The organism is Undibacterium sp. Ji49W (assembly GCF_049340205.1).
Classification (GTDB): Bacteria; Pseudomonadota; Gammaproteobacteria; order Burkholderiales; family Burkholderiaceae_D; genus Undibacterium.
In genome coordinates, this window is the sequence record NZ_JBMPOW010000006.1 from 160,372 (window position 1) to 177,745 (window position 17,374).

Annotated in this window: 19 protein-coding genes and 2 tRNA genes; 14 read left to right on the forward strand and 7 right to left on the reverse strand. The window is 51.0% G+C overall.

The window, feature by feature from the left end; translation table 11 throughout:
* Positions 1-119: 119 nt before the first annotated feature.
* Genes urtB through ACO0LK_RS09450 form a run of 5 tightly spaced genes read left to right on the forward strand, consistent with a single transcriptional unit; the run spans position 120 to position 5,299 of the window.
* The gene (urtB, locus tag ACO0LK_RS09430; RefSeq protein ID WP_422974373.1) at positions 120-1,718 is read left to right on the forward strand and encodes an urea ABC transporter permease subunit UrtB; all 1,599 of its coding nucleotides are present in this window, start codon (positions 120-122) and stop codon (positions 1,716-1,718) included.
* Positions 1,715-2,818, forward strand: a complete 1,104-nt coding sequence (gene urtC / locus ACO0LK_RS09435; RefSeq protein ID WP_422974375.1) for an urea ABC transporter permease subunit UrtC — start codon at positions 1,715-1,717, stop codon at positions 2,816-2,818. The genes urtB and urtC overlap by 4 nt, the downstream gene beginning before the upstream one ends.
* Positions 2,819-2,829: 11 nt before the next feature.
* Positions 2,830-3,672, forward strand: coding sequence for an urea ABC transporter ATP-binding protein UrtD (urtD, locus tag ACO0LK_RS09440; RefSeq protein WP_422974587.1), 843 nt, complete (start codon positions 2,830-2,832; stop codon positions 3,670-3,672).
* 21 nt (positions 3,673-3,693) lie between these two features.
* Positions 3,694-4,392 carry an urea ABC transporter ATP-binding subunit UrtE gene (gene urtE / locus ACO0LK_RS09445; protein ID WP_422974377.1) on the forward strand — a complete coding sequence of 233 codons (699 nt, stop codon included), beginning with the start codon at positions 3,694-3,696 and terminating at the stop codon, positions 4,390-4,392.
* Positions 4,393-4,420: 28 nt separating this feature from the next.
* A complete protein-coding gene (locus tag ACO0LK_RS09450) occupies positions 4,421-5,299 on the forward strand; it encodes an urease accessory protein UreD (protein WP_422974379.1) in 879 nt (292 codons plus the stop codon).
* On the opposite strand, the gene ACO0LK_RS09455 is transcribed toward ACO0LK_RS09450, so the two are convergent.
* Entirely contained in the window at positions 5,243-6,298 is a 1,056-nt protein-coding gene (locus ACO0LK_RS09455) for an NAD-dependent epimerase/dehydratase family protein (protein WP_422974381.1), read from the reverse strand. The genes ACO0LK_RS09450 and ACO0LK_RS09455 overlap by 57 nt on opposite strands.
* Positions 6,299-6,395: 97 nt before the next feature.
* On the opposite strand from ACO0LK_RS09455, the gene ACO0LK_RS09460 reads away from it, so the two are divergent.
* A complete protein-coding gene (locus ACO0LK_RS09460; protein ID WP_422974383.1) occupies positions 6,396-7,292 on the forward strand; it encodes a LysR family transcriptional regulator in 897 nt (298 codons plus the stop codon).
* 60 nt (positions 7,293-7,352) lie between these two features.
* Here the strand turns inward: ACO0LK_RS09460 and ACO0LK_RS09465 are convergent, their stop codons facing one another.
* The 4 genes from ACO0LK_RS09465 to ACO0LK_RS09480 all read right to left on the reverse strand — a co-directional run bounded on the left by ACO0LK_RS09465 (position 7,353) and on the right by ACO0LK_RS09480 (position 10,354).
* Positions 7,353-8,297: a VTT domain-containing protein gene (locus ACO0LK_RS09465; RefSeq protein WP_422974385.1), complete on the reverse strand. Its 945-nt coding sequence runs from the start codon at positions 8,295-8,297 to the stop codon at positions 7,353-7,355.
* A gap of 163 nt (positions 8,298-8,460) precedes the next feature.
* A complete protein-coding gene (locus tag ACO0LK_RS09470) occupies positions 8,461-9,543 on the reverse strand; it encodes a threonine ammonia-lyase (protein WP_422974387.1) in 1,083 nt (360 codons plus the stop codon).
* A 319-nt stretch (positions 9,544-9,862) separates the two neighbouring features.
* Positions 9,863-10,168: a hypothetical protein gene (locus tag ACO0LK_RS09475; RefSeq protein WP_422974389.1), complete on the reverse strand. Its 306-nt coding sequence runs from the start codon at positions 10,166-10,168 to the stop codon at positions 9,863-9,865.
* Between the two features lie 6 nt (positions 10,169-10,174).
* Positions 10,175-10,354 carry a hypothetical protein gene (locus ACO0LK_RS09480; protein WP_422974391.1) on the reverse strand — a complete coding sequence of 60 codons (180 nt, stop codon included), beginning with the start codon at positions 10,352-10,354 and terminating at the stop codon, positions 10,175-10,177.
* A gap of 125 nt (positions 10,355-10,479) precedes the next feature.
* Here ACO0LK_RS09480 and ACO0LK_RS09485 point away from each other — a divergent pair, with 125 nt between their 5' ends.
* The 8 genes from ACO0LK_RS09485 to ACO0LK_RS09520 all read left to right on the forward strand — a co-directional run bounded on the left by ACO0LK_RS09485 (position 10,480) and on the right by ACO0LK_RS09520 (position 15,663).
* Entirely contained in the window at positions 10,480-11,430 is a 951-nt protein-coding gene (locus tag ACO0LK_RS09485; protein ID WP_422974393.1) for a helix-turn-helix transcriptional regulator, read from the forward strand.
* A 198-nt stretch (positions 11,431-11,628) separates the two neighbouring features.
* Positions 11,629-11,916 (forward strand): hypothetical protein, encoded by a 288-nt coding sequence (locus ACO0LK_RS09490; RefSeq protein ID WP_422974395.1) that lies wholly within the window; start codon positions 11,629-11,631, stop codon positions 11,914-11,916.
* 320 nt (positions 11,917-12,236) lie between these two features.
* Positions 12,237-12,320 (forward strand) — tRNA-Tyr (locus ACO0LK_RS09495).
* Positions 12,321-12,402: 82 nt separating this feature from the next.
* Positions 12,403-12,639 carry a hypothetical protein gene (locus ACO0LK_RS09500; RefSeq protein WP_422974397.1) on the forward strand — a complete coding sequence of 79 codons (237 nt, stop codon included), beginning with the start codon at positions 12,403-12,405 and terminating at the stop codon, positions 12,637-12,639.
* 67 nt (positions 12,640-12,706) lie between these two features.
* Positions 12,707-12,780: transfer RNA gene (locus tag ACO0LK_RS09505), tRNA-Cys, on the forward strand.
* A gap of 286 nt (positions 12,781-13,066) precedes the next feature.
* Positions 13,067-13,630 carry an HNH endonuclease gene (locus tag ACO0LK_RS09510; protein WP_422974399.1) on the forward strand — a complete coding sequence of 188 codons (564 nt, stop codon included), beginning with the start codon at positions 13,067-13,069 and terminating at the stop codon, positions 13,628-13,630.
* 193 nt (positions 13,631-13,823) lie between these two features.
* Positions 13,824-15,041, forward strand: a complete 1,218-nt coding sequence (gene hmpA / locus ACO0LK_RS09515) for an NO-inducible flavohemoprotein (RefSeq protein WP_422974401.1) — start codon at positions 13,824-13,826, stop codon at positions 15,039-15,041.
* Positions 15,042-15,183: 142 nt separating this feature from the next.
* The gene (locus ACO0LK_RS09520; RefSeq protein ID WP_422974403.1) at positions 15,184-15,663 is read left to right on the forward strand and encodes an Rrf2 family transcriptional regulator; all 480 of its coding nucleotides are present in this window, start codon (positions 15,184-15,186) and stop codon (positions 15,661-15,663) included.
* Between the two features lie 54 nt (positions 15,664-15,717).
* Here the strand turns inward: ACO0LK_RS09520 and ACO0LK_RS09525 are convergent, their stop codons facing one another.
* Together ACO0LK_RS09525 and ACO0LK_RS09530 are read right to left on the reverse strand one after the other, a co-directional pair.
* Positions 15,718-16,425 carry a GDSL-type esterase/lipase family protein gene (locus tag ACO0LK_RS09525; protein WP_422974405.1) on the reverse strand — a complete coding sequence of 236 codons (708 nt, stop codon included), beginning with the start codon at positions 16,423-16,425 and terminating at the stop codon, positions 15,718-15,720.
* Positions 16,426-16,464: 39 nt separating this feature from the next.
* Positions 16,465-17,334: a rhamnogalacturonan acetylesterase gene (locus ACO0LK_RS09530; protein ID WP_422974407.1), complete on the reverse strand. Its 870-nt coding sequence runs from the start codon at positions 17,332-17,334 to the stop codon at positions 16,465-16,467.
* Between the last annotated feature and the right edge of the window lie 40 nt (positions 17,335-17,374).

A 17,374-nucleotide genomic window follows, 5' to 3' on the forward strand; every position in this document is an offset into this window, starting at 1 on the left:
AATGATGCAGGCACTCAGGGGGCGACGTAGTTGTCTGTCTGGCTGGCTGAATAGCTGGTCAGCATGGCTGCTGCCTTGAGTGCCGTTCCGGAATTTTTCCATTTTTGACCTGGTTGCCTATGACATTTCGTAAAATCTGCGCGAGCATTGTCCTGCTCGTGTTCAGCCTGGGTGCGCACGCAGCTATTGATGGCAAGCTCTTGCTGGCACTGTCTGGCGATGATCCCGATGCCCGCATTGTTGCTGTCAATTCCATCGCTGCCATGGGTAATGAAGAGGCTGTGGAAGTATTGACGGCGCTCAAAAATGAACAACTATTCGTCAAGGATGTCGCTGTTTATCTGGTTGATGGTGAGCAGGCTAAAGATCTTGCCAGCGGCAAAATGCAGAAACTGCCGGATGATGCCGAGGCAATCACCATCAATAATCGCCTGCGGGCCGCACTCGATAGTGCGCTGTCAGGACTGAAGCTCTTTTCACCGGATAAAAATACCCGCCTGATTGCTGCCACAGCGCTTGAGAAAGAGGCAACGCCAGAGCAATTGCCATTGCTGAACAAAGCCTATCTGAAAGAAAACGATAGCGAAATCAAATCCCGCCTGCAAATGCTGATTGCAACCGCGAATCTACAAGCCAGTGACCCGGTAGTACGCAAGGCGGCAGTCAAGGCCTTGCTGGATAGCCCGAATCCCAATTTGAAGCCTGTGCTGCAAAAAATGCTGGCACAAAATCCCGATGGCAGCTACAACGAAGCCGATGCCAGTATACGACTTGAAGCAGCCAATACCCTGAATGCCATTGATGGCCGTCTGGCGCGTATGGAATTTGTTGGCAACCTGTTTTATGGTGTGTCGCTGGGCAGCGTGCTGTTGCTGGCTGCCCTGGGCCTGGCGATTACCTTTGGGCTGATGGGCATTATCAATATGGCGCATGGCGAATTGCTGATGATAGGTGCGTACACGACCTATGCCTGCCAGATGTTGTTCCGCAAGTTCATGCCCGGCGCGCTGGATGCTTATTTATTGCTGGCCTTGCCAGCAGCTTTTCTGGTGTCTGCTGCCGTTGGTATTTTGCTGGAAAGAACTGTCATACGCTGGTTATATGGCCGTCCATTGGAAACTTTATTGTGCACCTGGGGTATCAGCCTGATATTGATGCAGGCAGTGCGTTCCATTTTTGGTGCACAAAATGTCGAAGTCGCTAATCCGGCCTGGATGTCGGGCGGTATCACGGTGCTGGGTTCGCTGGTTCTGTCGTATAACCGTATTATCATTATTTTCTTTGCCCTGTTCGTGGTATTTGCAGTCTGGTTATTGCTGAACAAGACCCGGCTCGGTCTGTTCGTGCGTGCCGTGACGCAAAATCGCCGTATGGCAGACTGTGTGGGCGTGGCTACCGGCAAGATAGACATGCTGACTTTCGGCCTGGGTTCAGGCATAGCAGGTCTCGGTGGTGTGGCTCTGTCGCAATTGGGTAATGTTGGCCCTGATCTCGGGCAAAACTATATCGTCGATTCTTTTATGGTGGTGGTGCTGGGCGGGGTAGGGCAACTGGCGGGTACCGTGATCGCCGCTTTCGGTCTGGGTGAGGTGAATAAATTTCTGGAGCCTGTTGCCGGGGCGGTTATGGCTAAGATCGTCATCCTGGTTTTCATCATCGTTTTCATACAACGCAGACCGCAAGGCTTGTTTGCGCTCAAAGGCAGGAGCGTAGAATGAACTCAACCATGACGACAATGAAGGGCCTGTTTTCCAGGCCAGCCTGGACCGGCATTGCGATTTGCGCAGTGATTGCCGTGTTGCTGCCTATTCTTAACCTTAGTTTCCCCGCTGGACACGCTCTGCATATTTCCAGCTATACGATAGCCCTGGTCGGCAAGTTCATGTGTTATGCCCTGGCGGCATTGGCGCTGGACCTGGTATGGGGTTATACCGGCATTCTGTCTTTGGGGCATGGCGTATTTTTCGCGCTGGGTGCGTATGCACATGGCATGTATCTGATGCGTGCGATTGGCCGTGAGGGCGTCTACCAAAGTAATCTGCCTGACTTCATGGTCTTCCTGGACTGGAAAACCTACCCCTGGTACTGGTCCATGACCGACAGCTTCTGGTATTGCATGGCGCTGGTGGTACTGGTACCTGGCGTGCTGGCCTTTATCTTTGGTTTCTTTGCTTTCCGTTCCCGCATCAAGGGGGTGTATTTCTCCATCATCACCCAGGCGATGACATTTGCCTTCATGCTGCTGTTCTTTCGTAATAACACCGGCTTTGGTGGCAATAACGGTTTTACGGACTTCAAGCGCATTCTGGGTTTTACCATTACTGCGCCCGGCACCAAGGCTGCGCTGTATCTGATCACCTTGCTGATTTTGCTGTCGGCCCTGTTTTTGTGTCGCTGGATAGTCATGTCCAAGCTGGGGCGCGTGTTACAGGCTGTGCGTGATTCTGAATCACGCCTGATGTTCATCGGTTATAACCCCTTGTGGTTCAAGCTGTTTGTCTGGACGCTGTCTGCCATACTCTGCGGCATTGCCGGCGCCTTGTATGTGCCCCAGGTTGGCATCATCAACCCGTCTGAAATGTCACCAGCCAATTCGATAGAAATGGTGATCTGGGCGGCCGTCGGCGGCCGCGGTACTTTGCTGGGGCCTATCATTGGTGCATTCACTGTCAACGGGCTGAAGAGCTGGTTCACAGCGGCCTTTCCCGACCTGTGGTTGTATGCATTGGGCTTGCTATTCATACTGGTGACCTTGTTCATGCAACAAGGTGTCCTGGGCCTGGTGAGCAAGTTCAAAAAACAGCGGGAGCCAGCATGACTTTTTATATGATGAGTGGCGTCTTGCGACCAGGGCAGCAATACGATAGTGCAACCGGTGACCAGGGTGTGTCATATGGCCGCATCAAGCCGGAAGGCGTGGATACCACCCACGGTGCTATCCTTTATCTGGAAGATATCGTCGTTTCATTTGACGGTTTCAAGGCCATCAATAATCTGAACCTGGATATCTCGGTGGGAGAACTGCGTTGCATTATTGGCCCCAATGGAGCCGGTAAAACGACGATGATGGATGTGATCACCGGCAAAACCCGGCCCACATCCGGCACCGCGTTCTTTGGCCAGACTATGGACCTGACACGCATGAGCGAAGTCGATATTGCCCATGCCGGCATAGGTCGCAAGTTCCAGCGGCCGACAGTGTTCGAGCAGCACAGCGTTTTCGAAAATCTTGAACTGGCCATGAAAATGGACAAACGTGTCAAGACCACGCTGTTTGCCCGTTTAAACAGCGAACAGAAAGACAAGATAGCTGCCATCCTGCAATTGATACGCCTGAATGGGCAAGAAAGCAGACCGGCTGGCCTGCTGTCACATGGTCAAAAACAGTGGCTGGAAATCGGCATGTTGCTGATGCAGGAACCACAACTGATTTTGCTGGATGAGCCGGTGGCCGGCATGTCGGATGCAGAAACAGCACGTACCGCCGAATTGCTCAATGAATTGCGTGGCAAGCATTCCATCATGGTGGTCGAACATGATATGGGTTTCGTTACTGAAATTGCACAGCAGGGTAAGGTCACGGTATTGCATGAGGGGTCTGTACTTGCCGAAGGTACGATGGCGCAAGTGCAGGCTGATGAACGTGTCATCGAAGTCTATCTGGGACGCTAAGGACGCTAATGAAAGCCAAGCATGCTTGAAGTCAAACAATTGCATCAGCATTACGGTTCCAGCCATACCTTGCGTGGCATTTCACTTTCGCTTAAAAAAGGTGAATGCATGGCCCTGCTGGGGCGCAATGGCGTCGGCAAAACCAGTTTGCTGAAATGCTTGATGGGTGTATTGCCTGTTACCGAAGGCACCGTCACCTTTGAAGGCCGTGAGATCAATAAACTGTCGCCGCATGACAGAGCCCGGGCAGGGATTGCCTATGTGCCGCAAGGCCGTGAGATTTTTGCACGCCTGACCGTAGAAGAAAATCTGCTCATGGGCATGGCCAATCTGCCGGCACGCAAGGCTGGCAAGATCAAGGATGAGGTATATCAACTTTTCCCCGTACTGAAAGAAATGCTGCACAGGCGTGGCGGTGATTTGTCCGGGGGACAGCAGCAACAGCTTGCCATTGCCCGTGCCTTGCTGGCTGAGCCCAAACTCATCATCCTTGATGAACCTACTGAAGGCATACAGCCTTCCATCATCAAGGACATCGGTCGCGTCATCCGTTTGTTGCGTGAGCGTGGTGACATCGGCATCTTGTTGTGTGAACAGTATTTTGATTTCGCCCGAGAATTGGCTGATCATTTTGTTGTACTGTCGCGCGGTGAAGTGGTGGCCAGTGGTGGGCAGGAATTGATGGATGGTGATGACGTCAAGCGGCATCTGGCGGTATAGTGCAGTTTTTACCTATCGCTAGCTGAATATGGATGTCTGCAGTCCTGCACTACCTTCAAGCACTACCAAATCACACTGGCAAGCCAGCCTGCAACTGGGTTTTAGCAGGGATGCAGATGTTACGCGCCTGACGGAGCGCAAGCACAGCGGCCCCTTACGTGTGCAAAAACCACTGTATCCCGAAGGGGACGCAGTTTGCCATGCCATCATTATCCATCCGCCGGGTGGTGTGGTGGGGGGCGATCAGTTAAAGATAGCTGTCAATCTGGCTGTTGACACCCATGCGCTCGTGACGACGCCGGGTGCGGCCAAATGGTATCGTAGTAACGGCTATACATCAGAACAACATATCAGTCTGAAACTTGATGCTGGTGCCAGGCTCGAATGGCTACCGCAAGAAACCATCTTTTTTGACGACGCCTGTGTCGATTTGCACCAGACAATACATCTGGCAGCAGATGCGAAGCTGATTACGGCAGATATTTATTGCTTTGGGCGTACTGCCTCTGGCGAAACCTATAACAGCGGCAAGATCGGGCAACATTGCAGCATCTATCGCGACGGCAAGATGATCTGGCATGAGCAGGGTAGCCTGCAAGGTGGCAGCTCTGCCATGCATAGCCCTTTGGGTCTGAACGGCAAATCGGTATCGGCGATGGTACTTGCTTCTGGTGCCATGCTGTCTGGCGACCAATTGCAGCTCTTGCGTGAACAAACAGCAGCCTTGTTGTCTTTACGTGAAGCAGATGCACTCTGTGGCGTTACGCAAATGAAGTCCGTGATTGTTGCACGCTACCTGGGCAACTCCAGCGAAGTTGCCCGGCATTGGCTGCAACTGGTGTGGCAGCATTTACGCCCTGTTGTGATTGGGCGTGACGCTATAATTCCGCGCATCTGGAATACCTGATTCGTAGGCTGCATCATGGCTCATGCAACCCAGGCCAGCCAGACTGGAACGCACTGCCACATCGAGAGGTGTGCGTGGTTCTTCACCTAAAAAATCTAGCAATGCCTGGTTCGACAGCTTGACTGGCGTACGCCACAGGTAACGCATCTCCAGCATTTCTTTAAAGGTTTGCTGAAACGGCGCCAGCAAGTAAAACAAGGGCCAGGGGAACCAGCTTGCCTTCAATGCCGGTTGGGCAGTAACACGACCTATCGCAGCTACCATCTGCTGACCGTCATGATCCCAATGTCCTTCCATGTGGAAGCGGGCAAAATTATCCAGCTCGTTTTCACGTTCCAGCAGGCGTACCATGGTTTCTGCCACGTCCGGCAGGTAAGCCCATTGATGCCCCATGCCGGCACTACCGGGGTAACGGACGACATTTACTGCTTTACCCGGTGTCACCAGCCCTTGTGAAAACCAGTTATTGGCTGCTTTGGGTCCAAAGAAATCACCAGCTCTGACGATGAGGGATTTGACACCCTGGCTGGCGGCCAGGCGCAGACGATGTTCCATTTCAACCCGAATTTTTCCTTTTTTTGTAGTCGGAAATTGTGAGGCGTTTTCTGCAATCAGCGGGAAGGCATCAGTGCCAAAGTTATATACTGTGCCAGGTAACACTATGCGAGCACCGCAGGCTTTTGCTGCAGCGATGGTGTTGTCCATCATCGGCAGTACCAGTTTTTCCCAGTCGCGGTATCCGGGTGGGTTGACTGCATGAACGATGACAGATTTCCCATCTGCTGCGCGGATGACATCTTCTTGCACCATCACATCACCGGTCAGCCAGATATGGGCCGCAGTTTTATCCTTTACTTGCTCAGGGTGGCGATGCAGGGTTGTCACCTGCCAGCCGCGTTGCATCAGCAAGCGCGCCACTTCACCGCCTATGCCGCCAGTTACGCCTAAAACCAATGCTTGCTTGTTATTCTGGATATTGCCTGATGTTTGCTGGTTCATTTTGATACTCCTTGTCGGTAAGTTGATGTAGTCATTGTGTATCTTCGTCAGGCTATATACAATTCTCTAAAACTGCATAGGTGATATACATTTTTGTATGGATGATAAAAATATTCACTGGGACTACTACCGTACTGCCCTGGCGGTGCTGGAAGAAGGGTCACTATCAGGTGCTGCCCGTGCCCTGGGTTTGACGCAGCCAACGGTAGGGCGGCAGATCGAGGCGCTGGAACAGGCTTTAGGAACCAGCCTGTTTGTACGCAACCAGTCTGGCTTGTCGCCCACTATTGCCGCACTGGCGCTCAAGCCCTATGCAGAAAACTTGCGGTCGACTGAAAGCGCCTTGCTGCGTAGCGTCTCAGCAGAAGCGAATGAGGTACGTGGTACCGTGCGCATCACGGCATCAGAAGTCATGGGAGTGGAAATACTGCCCGCCATCCTGGCAGACTTGCGGCAAACTTGCCCTGATCTGAGCATGGAACTACAGATATCCAACCTGACCCAGGATTTGCTCAAGCGCGATGCCGATATTGCCGTGCGTATGACGGAGCCCTTGCAGGATGCATTGATCGCACGTCGTGCTGGAACTATCGATCTGGGTTTCTTTGCCCATGCAGATTATCTTGCGCGCCACGGTGCGCCGACAGACATGCAGGCCCTGAAAGGGCATAGTTTGATCGGCTTTGACCGGGAATTGCCGTATATAAGGGCTTTTCAAAAACGTTTCCCGATTATGCAGCGTGCTGATTTCTCTTTGAGGGCAGATAGCGACCTGGTGCAATTGGCCGCTATACGTAAAGGCTATGGTATAGGTATTTGCCAGGTTGGGCTGGCGAGTCAGCATCCTCAACTGCAACGGGTGCTGGCAAAGGAATTTCAGATCGATCTGCCTGTCTGGGTTGTCATGCATGAAGACCTGCGTTCAAGCCAGCGTTACAAGACGACGTTTGATCATCTGGTCACTGCCTTGCAGACCTTGTTAGGCAAGGTCTGAATTTTTCTTGCCTTGATCAGACCTTGATCAACCCTTAACTAGGATTTGGTTAAGATTTAGTCAGGATTTGATCAGCAGCGCCGGATGTTGAATGGCCAATTCGCGCCAGGCATCAAAACCACCGGCAAATGGCCTGACATCCTGAAAGCCGAGTTGCCTCAAGGTGTGTGCGGCATGGACTGCTGCGGCATCACCAGGGCAAGCGCAAATGGTGATGACCATTTCATGCTGTGGCCATCCATTGGCTGCCAGACCGACCTGTTTCATTTCGCTGACAGTGGCGTGAGGTATGACACCGGTTTCAGCAATCAGGGCAGGGCTGCGCAAGTCAATAATGCGCGGCATGCTGTTTCTTTTGATGGTGTCAGCCAACTCTGCCGGACTGAAATGCGGGATGGATGCCAGTTTTTCAAAGCGCTTTTTCTGCCAGAATTTCCAGGCTAACCAGCACAGCAGCAAGCCGATAAACACTGCGATAATACGGATACCATGCATGGATAAAAATGCCAGGGCGATACCGATTTGCGCTTGCAAGGCAAAGCCAGCCAGCAAGGCCATGCCTGCCCACAAAGCTGCGCCAACGGCAGATGCCAGCATGAAAGACGCGCGCGGCATGCCCAATGCCCCGGCTACTGGCGGTGCCACGGTAGAAAAGCCAGGAATAAACTTGCCAACCACCAGCGACCACACCCCCCAGCGCATAAACCTGGCTTCAGTCTGGTTCACGCATGAACCAGGGTTAATCGACATCTTGCACAAAAATTTCAAGACCTTGTAACCGAAGCTTTTGCCCGCCTGATACCAGACCAGATCCGCAATCAGTGATGCAGTGACGGCGGCCAGCAGCAACACGGCCAGTTGCTCTATTTCAGTTACCTGGCTGGCATTCAGCATCATGGTGGGCACAGCAGGCACAGGCAGGCCCAATTGTTGCAGCAAGACGTTAACAAACACCATCAGATTGCTGTGTTGATGCAAAAATTCTGTCAGCCAGCCTTGGTCCATACCGGTTCCGTTCTTGATGATGCAGTTGGCAGGTGCCTGGAAACAAGCTCAATACAGCCCGAATATTCCCATACCTGAAAGAAACTCTATTGTAGGGCATTGTGTGCTTTCATATATGAGGCTTGTTGTAAAGTGTTGTCGTCTCACTGGATCACTTATCCACTCAGGCAGCCAGTGCCTGCACTGATGCGTCTGCCCTGGCCAGCAATTCTGCATACCTCGCCGGGTCTACGTTGGAGCCGCAAACGATAATCGCTACCCGCTTGCCCGCCAGTCTTTGTCGCAATGGACCAAACAATCCGGCCGTGGCGACTGCCGCAGCGGGTTCTGCAACCAGTTTGACATCATGGTAGAGATCCGACATCGCAGCGCAGATTTCATCATCGCTGACCCTGACTATTTCGTCCACAAAGCGCTGGCATACCCTGAAACTGTAATCCATGGCATAGGGCGCGCACAGGCTGTCGGCGATACTGTCAACCACAGACAGTTTTTCAGGCTGTCCTGACTGAAAACTGCGGTACATGGCATCTGCCCCGTAAGGCTCCACCCCATAAACGGCGCAATTCGGTGCCAGCTGTTTGACGGCAGAGGCAATACCTGCACACAAACCGCCACCACCAACAGGAACAATGACCGCATCCAGTTGCACCACCTGCTGCATCAATTCCAGCCCCACCGTTGCCGTGCCCTGGGCAGTCAGGGGGCCGTCATAGGGATGGATCATGGTGCGCTGTTCTTCTTCAACGATGCGCTGTCCTAAAGCAAATGCCCGGTGCATGTCTGCTTCTAGTATTACTTCTGCGCCGTCGTGGCGACAGGCATTGATGCGGGTAGGGCTGGCATGTTTTGGCAAAACGACCTTGCAAGACACACCCGCAAGTTTGGCTGCATACGCAACCGCCATGGCATGATTGCCGGCACTGACTGCTACCACGCCACGCTGACGTGCGGCAGCATCCAGTGCAGAAATACAATTCAGTGCACCACGCAGTTTGAAGGTGCCGGTTTTTTGAAACAACTCCAGCTTGAGCCAGACTTCGGTGTCGGGTTCCAGTTTGTTCAGGGCCGTACCGGTCTGCCATTTCCAGACGGGCGTATGCAAAACCTGCTGCGATAATTTGGCAGCCGTCTGGCGTATATCTGACAGGGAAGGATAGGGGTAGTCATTTCTTTGGGTATTTAAAACCGTGGATGACAAGGATGCAGAGGCGTGCAAAGGCCTGTCTGTAGCGACATGAGACATAAAAACTCCAGTATGGAAATCAGCAGAAAAATCGTGAACAAATTGCGAACGTGCGCAGGTTCAAGACATCAGAACAATGATGTGCTGAAGGGCCGCCAGGCACCGGCAAACGCCGTAGCTTAACGACCCGGAATAATTCGAATAATGGAAATGTCGCAGATGGAAACAGCAGGCAGCACAACCGCGTACACGACAGCAAATGCGGCATCAATAGCGCATGAGGTCGTGTTCAACAAGGGATGAGGAGTTGTGTGCATGGAAAAACTGTAACCGATCTTGACTGAGAAGGCAAGGGGCAATGATCCAGGGCGAATGTCATTTATCCTCGCTGACGTTCAAAGTCCATCACCCAGTTAGTTTCCCAGGTACTGCCACCATCACGTGAAAATGCCTGTTCCCAGCGTGGCATGTCGGGTGCTGGCAGGGTCCATAAAAAGCGTATGCGTATGGGCTGGTCAGCAAATGTGTCGTCGGCATAGAATTCACCGACGCCGTTTTGAAAGCGGCCGCGCATCGGTGTGTCGAGATGACCAGGGTAGCGGGCATCCAGCCACCAGATGGACCAGGTGCCGCTGCTTGCATCAAAACTGCGCAGGGTAGCAGCACAGTAGGGAGCGTCTGGCATGTTCAACTAGTTGTCATCAAAATTGCCAGCACCACCCATGATCTTGATGGTGGATGTCGTGCCGGTAAATTCCAGCCAATCCTGGCACTGGGCCAGTCTTTCTTTCAGGCGGCGATGTTTTACTTTCCAGTTGCCTATGAAGAAATCAAAATCAGCTGCGCCTGTCGTGTTGGTCGATGTGGACATGATGTTCCTTGAGTGTGTGGGATTACGGTGCCGAATGAGCACCTTTGAGCACCTTTTAGCACCTTTGAGCATCTTATTGTTAATATAGGACGAAATTAATCCTAATTGATATCTATACTTGCGGCATGTCTTCCATTTACCATCCGACCACACGTGTTCTGGCAGTGCTTGAGCTATTGCAGGCACATGGCCGCCTTGGTGGCGCCGAATTGGCGGATATGCTGAATATCGACAGACGTAGCCTGCGGCGTTATATCGTCACACTGGAAGAAATGGGTATCCCTGTGATGACTGAACGCGGTCGTTACGGTGGTTATGCCTTGATGCCCGGTTTTAAATTACCACCCATGATGTTCAGTGATGACGAGGCCCTGGCACTGACCACAGGTTTATTGGCTGCCCGCAGATTGAGTCTGGTGGATGCAGCGCCGGCAATTGCCAGCAGTCTGGCAAAACTGCAGCGGCTATTGCCAGATAAATTGAAGCGAAAGCTGCAGGCACTGGAAGAGGTGGTGCAACTGGATCTGGTGCCATCAACCAAACCCGCAGACCAGCAAGTCCTGGGCAGTTTGAGTGAAGCTGTCATGCAACAACTGAGGGTGCATCTGGAATATCGCGCCGCCGACGGTAATGCCAGCAACCGGGATTTTGATATGTATGGCGTGGCGTTTCATGCTGCTTGCTGGTATGCAGTCGGGTTTTGTCATCTGCGTAAGGATATCCGCAGCTTCCGGCTGGATCGTATATTGAGTATGCGAGTTCTGGATAAGCATTTTGAACGTCCTGCAAGGTTTAACGTGATTCAGCATTTACGCAAGGCGGTGGCGACGTTGCCGCGCGCATTCAGTGCCGAGGTATTACTGAAAACGGACATGTACACAGCAGGCGCTCATTTGTCTGATGCGATAGGTGTGCTGGAACAGTGTAGCGTTGGCGTATTACTGCATAATCAGTCGGATGACCTCGACTGGCTGGCACGGCAATTGGCAGCCCTGCCATTTGAATTTGTGATTCATAAACCGCAGCAGTTGCGCTTAGAGATGAAGGCGCTGGCCAGGCGTTTAACAAAAGCTTGAGAGTGAAGGAATGCAGTATAAGGCCTGCATATTTGTGGTTGTAAATGCAACACATATGCGTAAAAATCGCCTTTTTTAAATATAAATCGTCATATAAAGAAGAAAATATTCATTAAAAGGCTTGCCTGTTGAAAAAACCTGTGGCAAGATTTAATCACTGAAACAAAAGGCATTTTTTAAAACTGAACGGAAATGATCGTGAAAACCACTTCTCAACCAACATCTTTATCAAACTTGCGCCTCGCAGCGCGGGCAGGGCTGTTGTTGAATGGGCTGGCCAGTTTGCTTCCTGCCAGTATGCGCAATGCCGCCAGTGTAGCCGGTGCGGTAAAAGCAGTTGCACAGATTACAGCGATAACTGATATCCAGGCTGCTACAGATGCTGGCTGCGCACTCCCAGTTTTTACGTGCTCTGGCGAACATGGCTATCAAGATTATGGCTACTACTGGACACGTATGATTGACATCCGAGGGGGTAACCCTTGACATTATGGAGGCAGGCAAAAGCCCGCTTCATGATACACAAGCTGAAAAGCCCGGATGCCTGAAAAGCACCGGGCTTTTTTCTTGATTTTTAAATGGTCTCAATTCACAGAGACCCAGCAATAGAACCCGCCGCATGGCGGTCGTGCCGGAAAACACCGGATAACACGGGATTCTTTAACAATTTGGGAAGATGTAATGATGAAATCTCTGTTCGTGATCCATGTAACAGGATCATGAACGGAGACGACATCTCAACGTGCGCATGGCATATCGCCGTGTTGCACAACTCAAGGATGACGCTATGTCATCCAGCAAAAAATGGATTGATATTCCGCTATGGACGCGGGGCTGTCTGTAAAACAGTTGCTTAGGCTGGCCAGGTTCGATTCCTGGGCGATCCACCATCAGTATTTCTTGTGCTTGCACCAAGGCGGAAAGATACTGAATTTGAAGAAAAAATAAAATAATAATAAAAGAAGAAAAAGTATGTTTACGATTTATTGGACCATCGTTTTTGATGGACAACGCATGGCCTGCTGCAAAGAATTTGGCCGAAATGAAATGACGCAGGCGCTGCACTTTGCAGAAGCCTTGCGCACAAAAAAGCGCAATGGCCTGGCGATATGTCATATCACCATGTCATCTGAAAACCCGGATTCTGTCGGCTTGGCTGGCGTGGCAGAAACAGATTCCAGCTATGCGTGGAAAAAGCGCAGGCTGTGATTCTGTCGATTCAATATGTGCATGATCAAATGCACCTCAAACGTGCGTTTGGTTAATGAAAATTTCTGCCTGGTTGCCTGAGAGGTCAAAAGGCGCAGTCTGCAAAACTGTTGTTCGCCGGTTCGAATCCGGCACCAGGCTCTTTATCAACACGCATTCCTGTAAAGGAAGCGATTTAAAACAAGCTCGACACATTCGTCGACGATCATTTATGCAGCGTATGGCAAATGAAAATACCTCACGATTTTTGTTTGTTGTCACCTTGGCTGGTGAGCGCTGCGCCATTTTGTATTTCACTACATTGCTAGCGAGGTGTGAGCAACGCTTGCCCGAAAAGCTTTATACGATGATTGCAATTAGTCGCTACAATGTAAGAGTCAGTCCCCGTCTTCCCAAATTGAAAACATCCCAAAGAAACAGGTGATGTATGCAACAAATACTGGTTTTAGACATAGCAGGAATACCATACGACTGGATCAGTCAGAATGATGCCGCGACCCATTATGCTGCCCAAAAGGTAGCGTGGGACATCGGCGATCAGGTGCTGATGCTGCGTGGGGGCTATAACAAGGATGGCGAACAGTCAAAAATCGTCGTTCGTCCCATCATTTCCATACGTAATAGTGAACGTATGTCGAAGAATAGCCGACATCAAATCCCGCTGAGCGATGGTAACCGTCTGTTATATGCGCGTGACAAGTATATCTGCGCCTATTGTGGTGAGAAATTTCTTTACCACGAACTGTCTCGTGATCACGTGCTGGCACGTTCGCGTGACGGTAAGGACGTGTGGGAAAACTGCGTTACCGCGTGCCGTATCTGCAACCAGAACAAGGGCAGTAAGCTGGTACATGACTTCAGGCCATTGATTTATGTACCGTATGCTCCCTGTCGTTTTGAACACTTCATTTTGAGTGGCAGGAACGTGATTGCTGATCAGCTGGATTATCTGACCGCCAAATTGCCACGCCATAGTCGTTTATTGCAGTGACGGGCGCGCCATAGCTGTAGTTGGCGTAGTTTTGCATAAGTCCTGATAGGAAAAATCCACTTAACATGTATTGTAAATACATGTTAAGTGGATTATGATGTTGACAGGGAATCTTGAAAGATGATTTCTTTGCGGTTTCGCATCATTTTTTTAACTTTAAATATGTATTTTAAATACATTTAATGAGGATTTTATGTTGGATACTTCCACTCGTGAGCTGGTTAAAGCCACCGTCCCGGTTCTGAAAGAACACGGTGTGACGCTGACGCGTCACTTTTACGCACGCATGTTTAAACACAATCCCGAGTTAAAACCGGTATTTAACCAGGGTAACCAGCAATCTGGCAGCCAGCAGCAGGCGCTGGCAATGGCTGTGCTGGCTTATGCAGAGCATATCGATAACCCCATGGTATTGATGCCAGTACTGACGCTGGTCGCAAACAAGCATGTCAGCGTTGGTATCCGGGCAGAGCACTATCCTATCGTAGGCAAGCATTTGCTGGCATCAATCAGGGAAGTGCTGGGCGATGCGGCCTCGGATGAGCTGATCGCAGCCTGGGCTGCCGCCTATGGGCAACTGGCTGATATATTGATTGCCCAGGAAGCTGCCATCTATACACAGGCCGCAGCTCTCCAAGGTGGCTGGACAGGCTGGCGCAGCTTTGTCATCAGCCAGAAAATTGCAGAAAGTGAAGAAATCACCTCTTTCTATTTGCGTCCGGCTGACGGTGGCAAAGTGCCGGCATATCGCCCGGGGCAATATGTGTCAGTCAAGGTGTTCGTGCCGGAACTGGGCATCATGCAACTGCGCCAGTACAGTCTGTCCGCGGCACCGGGCGGTGAATGCCTGCGTATTTCCGTCAAACTGGAAGCCGGAATGGAGAATAAGCCGGCCGGACTGGTCTCGAATGTATTGCATCGTGACCTGCATGAGGGAGCGATACTGGATTTGACACCACCCATGGGTGATTATGTTTTGCATGAAGACCGTGAGACGCCTGTGGTACTGATCAGCGCCGGTGTAGGGGTAACGCCCAAGATGGCCATGCTGGAGCATTTGATGCATAACAAGACGTCGCGACAAGTCCGCTTTTTGCATGCTTGCCGGCACGGTGGCGTACATGCATTCAAACATCATGTACGTGAACTGACCGAGTCGCATGCGCATGTAAAATCCATGATTTACTATGAGTCACCAAGGGCAAATGATCAGCCGTCAGTGGACTTTGATTACAGTGGCCGCCTGAACCTGCAAGCCGTTGCAACTGAGGTTATCTTGCCTGAAGCTGATTACTATGTCTGTGGGCCAATACCCTTCATGCAGGCGCAGATTACCAGCCTGCGCGCACTGGGTGTGACCGCCGACCGCATTCACAAGGAAGCGTTTGGCAGTGGGGGATTTGCGCAATAAGTACAATAACCGGAATTGACGCCATATCGCCATCCTGATTGCGTGGCGTCAGTTTTCATGGCGACATTACTTGAAGCTTAATTTTCAAGTACTTTGGCAACTGTATTATCATGCTTCACCTGACCTTGATTCCAGAATTTTTATGCAACTAACCCACTTTACCGACCTTGGCTTGCGCGTGTTGATGTACCTGAGCCATAAGGAAAGAGAAGAGCCCGTGACGATCACTGAAATTGCGACAAAATTTGCGATTTCACGTAATCATCTGGTCAAGGTGGTGCATTTCATGGCACAAAAAAACTGGATTATAACAACCAGAGGTAAAGGTGGTGGCATGGCGCTGGCAGGTCCGGCAAAAACTTACAGGCTTGGTACAACGATCAGGGAACTGGAAGGGGAGAGTGCGTTGATTGACTGTGCTACGCCGCCATGTGAGTTGCGTGGCAATTGCCAGCTAAAAACTATACTGGATCAGGCTTTGTCGGTCTTTTATGCGCATCTGGATACCCATACCCTGGAAGATGCGCTGGCTGGCAATACCCATGAGGCAATTGTCATGCTGCACAAATTGGGTTTTGTGGACCGCGCGCAAATCAGCCGGGGCGTACAAATCAAGGCATGATGGAGAATGCCAGGTGATGTCGTGCTTTATATGACATCACCTGAGTCATGCGTTTTATTTGGATAGTACGACAGGTAAAATTGCTTCCAGTTCGCTTGCCCATACTTCATAACCTTCTGCCGACAGATGCAGTTTGTCTTTGCTTAAACCTTTCCAGTTATCGCCCACAGCCGGAAATTTTTCTGCCAGGTTCAGGTAGAAAATGTTTTTCTGATCTGACAATGGTGCCAGCAGACCATTTACTGTCGCCATTTTTTCGGTGGCGCGGGCGTTCGGCAAAATACTCAGCAAGACGACTTTGATGCCAGAGAATTTTTTCTGGGTAGCGGTAATCACTGCCTTGACGCCATCGGCGATGTCTTCCGGCGTATCGTTCACATTATTGGTGCCTATCAGTATTACTGCCGCTTTCGGGCTGAAGGCGGATAAATCGATGTTTTCCAGCCGCCAGATGGTATGTTGTGTCTTGTCAGAGCCTAGTCCAAAGTCGATGGCGCGCTCTTCAAAATGTTGCTTCCATACTGGTGAACCTGCACCCCAGCGCCATTGCTCGGTAATGGAGTCACCGATGAAGATCAGGTCGGCAGGCCGGTTTTTTCTGAGCGTTATATAGTCATTGAAATAGGTCTGGTAATTGATTCTTGGGCTGTAATTCTGGTCACTGGCAAGCGTGGTTGCCTGTCTGGGTGGTACTGGCGCGGAACTGACCTGCGCATTACAGAAAGACGTGACCAGAAGGGCAGATAAAAGTAAACGTTTCATGATGTGTTTTCTAGTGAGTGAATTGCGTCAGAAAATGCTTTAGTCTGCCTGCGGCGAAATGACGCCAGCTTTGAGCGACAGATAATTGTTCAGCCCATTTTGGGATAAACCCTTGATGCCGGCCACGACAGATTCCGCATTGATCCTGGCACCGGCAATATTGGTGTGGGTACGTTGATCGCTGAACAGTGTGTCCACTTTTTCCTTGCCCAGGACATCATAAGTCTTGCCGGTGATGGCGGTGACATCAATCAGCGGGACTTGGGTTTCCCTGGCAACAGCATTTGCCAGCTTACGGTGTTCGGCAAAATCGTTGGCCCATTCTTTATGTGGCACTGGCGTGGCAAGAATGACAGAAATGCCTTTGGCTCTGGCATCCTGTATGTACTTCTTCAAATACCAGCCATAGCTGTGCACGACTTCAATACTGCCATCGGGCTTGGTGATGTTTTCAGTTTCTTCACCGGCGCTGCGTATGCTGCCACGAAACTTGCCTTTGATATCCAGCGGCCCTACATCATTATGCCCAAATTGCACCAGCACAAAATCGCCGGCTTTCATTTCGCCGAGTACTTTATCCCAGCGACCTTCCTGTATATAAGTACGACTGCTGCGGCCACCTATGGCACGGTTGATGACATTGATCTTGCTCAGATCAAAATAGGGCGCTATTTCATCGGCCCAGCCACGCATGGGGGCATCACTGCGGGCAGTGGAATCGCCGACGATGAAGAAAGAGGGCAGTTTCGGATCAATCGCTTGCTTGGCCGTTGCCTGCTTGCTTTCGTCTACCACCGGCCTGTCATCTTCCTTGGTAGCTTGCGCTGAAGCCAGACCCGCCACAGTAAAGAAGAGCAAAAACTGTACAGCCTTGCGCCAGGATAAGAAAAATGATTTGGTAATGATCATGAAAACCTCTGTGCAGACAATGTAGTAGCAAACATATCGA